Origin of the sequence: Armatimonas sp. (genome assembly GCF_043760365.1) — a bacterium.
Classification (GTDB): domain Bacteria; phylum Armatimonadota; class Armatimonadia; order Armatimonadales; family Armatimonadaceae; genus Armatimonas.
Genome location: NZ_JAYUPA010000379.1, coordinates 1 through 1,816, shown reverse-complemented (window position 1 = coordinate 1,816; position 1,816 = coordinate 1). Strand labels below are relative to the sequence as shown.

Below are 1,816 nucleotides of genomic sequence, written 5' to 3'. Positions count from 1 at the left end.
ACGCGGCGGGCGGTGATATTGCGGCGGCGGGCGGCAAGCCCAAGCCCAACGATGCGCTCGGGGTGAAGTTGGTGGACATGCACGCGATGTTGAATCGCAATCTTATTGGGACGATCTTGCTCTGCCAAGCGGTGGGTGGAAAGATGGCGGAGCGCAAGGGCGGCGCGATTGTCAATATCGCCTCTAGTGCGGCGCATATTGGCCGCGACGACGGCGTGATCTACGCGGTCGCAAAAGCCGGGATTGTGGAGTACACACGGTGCTTAGCCTACCAGCTCCGACCGCATGCGGTGCGCGTGAATGCCGTCAGCCCCGGCCCCACCCGCACGGCGCGCTTCGACGCCACGCGCCCGCTCGACCCGGCCATGACCGTCACCGAGGGAACGCTGGATCGCTACGGCCTCCCCGATGAAGTGGCAGATGGTGTGATCTTTCTTTGCTCTCCCGGGGCACGCTTTATCTCCGGGCAGATTCTGCGCGTGGACGGCGGCCTCCAGCTCTTCGCGGCCTAAAGACAACGTGGGCTACTGGATGGCCCAGCGTGGGTCGCTGCTATTGCCGGGGGCTGTGACTAATAGAGTACTATTGCTCCCGTCGGTGTTCATCTGGAAGAGTTGGAAACCTTCGGTGCGCCCGCTCATGAAGAGAACCTTCTTGCCATCAGGTGAGTAAGACGGGTTGTAGTCCTGGAAGGCATCATTGGTCAGGCGCTTGACATCGGTGCCGTCGGTGCTCATTTGATAGATCTGGTAGCTGCCAAAACGGCTACTCTCAAAGGCTATTTTCCTGCCATCGGGCGAGAACGAGGGGTTTTTATTGGAGCCCGCGCTACTCGTCAGCGCCGTCAGCCCCGTGCCATCGGTGCGGATCGCGTAGATCTGGGCACTCTCGGCCTCGCCGCGTGCAAAGACAATCGCCTTGCCATCAAGCGCGAAAACAGGATTGAAGTCGCGCAGGGCTCCGTTCGTGGTGATGCGTGCCACGCCACTGCCCTCCGCGTTCATCGTGTAGATTTGCGGAGCGCCCCCGGTATCGCGGCTGCTCTCGAAGACAAGCTTCTTGCCATCGGACGAAAACGACGGCCCTGAGTCCGACCAAGGGCCGATCGTCAGCCGCGTGGGGTTGCTGCCATCGCTGTTCATCACATAGAGCTGCCCCTCGCCGCCATCACGGGTGCTGGCAAAGGCAATTTTCTTGCCATCGGCGGAGAACGCGGGGCGATAGTCGTGCCAGTCGCCATTCGTGAGACGGCTGACGGTCTTACCATCGGCCGTCGTTAGATAGAGCTGGTAGCGCCCCATGCTATTATTCACAAAGACAACCTGCCCCGTCAGCGCACTACTCGCCCCGGAGCCACCCGAGCCACCGCTGCCCCAGAGCCCGCCGATACCGGGCTGAAGGCCACTGCCACACCCCGTAAAAAACGCCGCTCCCAGAACGGTAAGAACCATGTAGTTAAAAAATTGCCAACGTTTCATTGTTTGATCACCTTAAAGAAATCTATATCCTCTCCGCTTAGTATCAAGAAGCATACCAAAAGAGCTAATTCTCAAAAAATCTAGCGCAGGGATTGTGGCGCTCTCTGTGGAAAAAGCTCCTATGCAACTTCACTTACTAGGAAAGACAGGCCTCTCGGTCTCAGCACTGGGCTTTGGAGCCGCACCACTGGGTGGGCCGTACGGGCAAGTCACACAGGGCGAGGCGACGCAAGCCGTGCGTGTGGCGCTGGAGCTAGGCATCAATTTCTTCGACACGAGCCCCTGGTACCAGGCCTCCGAGGAAGTTCTCGGGAACGCACTAAGCGGTGTCCCGCGCG

At 59.7% G+C, this 1,816-nt stretch carries 3 protein-coding genes; 2 read left to right on the top strand and 1 reads right to left on the bottom strand.

Going from position 1 to position 1,816, the window contains the following annotated elements; translation table 11 throughout:
* Positions 1 to 512: SDR family NAD(P)-dependent oxidoreductase (locus tag ACH2EH_RS09145; RefSeq protein ID WP_395140973.1), on the top strand; the 512-nt coding region annotated here is incomplete at its 5' end.
* Positions 513 to 524: 12 nt separating this feature from the next.
* Here the strand turns inward: ACH2EH_RS09145 and ACH2EH_RS09140 are convergent.
* Complete coding sequence (locus ACH2EH_RS09140; RefSeq protein WP_395140971.1) at positions 525 to 1,478, bottom strand: DPP IV N-terminal domain-containing protein; 954 nt, start codon at positions 1,476 to 1,478, stop codon at positions 525 to 527.
* Positions 1,479 to 1,599: 121 nt separating this feature from the next.
* Here ACH2EH_RS09140 and ACH2EH_RS09135 point away from each other — a divergent pair.
* Positions 1,600 to 1,816, top strand: a 217-nt coding sequence (locus ACH2EH_RS09135; protein ID WP_395140969.1) for an aldo/keto reductase, incomplete at its 3' end; no start/stop codon positions are given.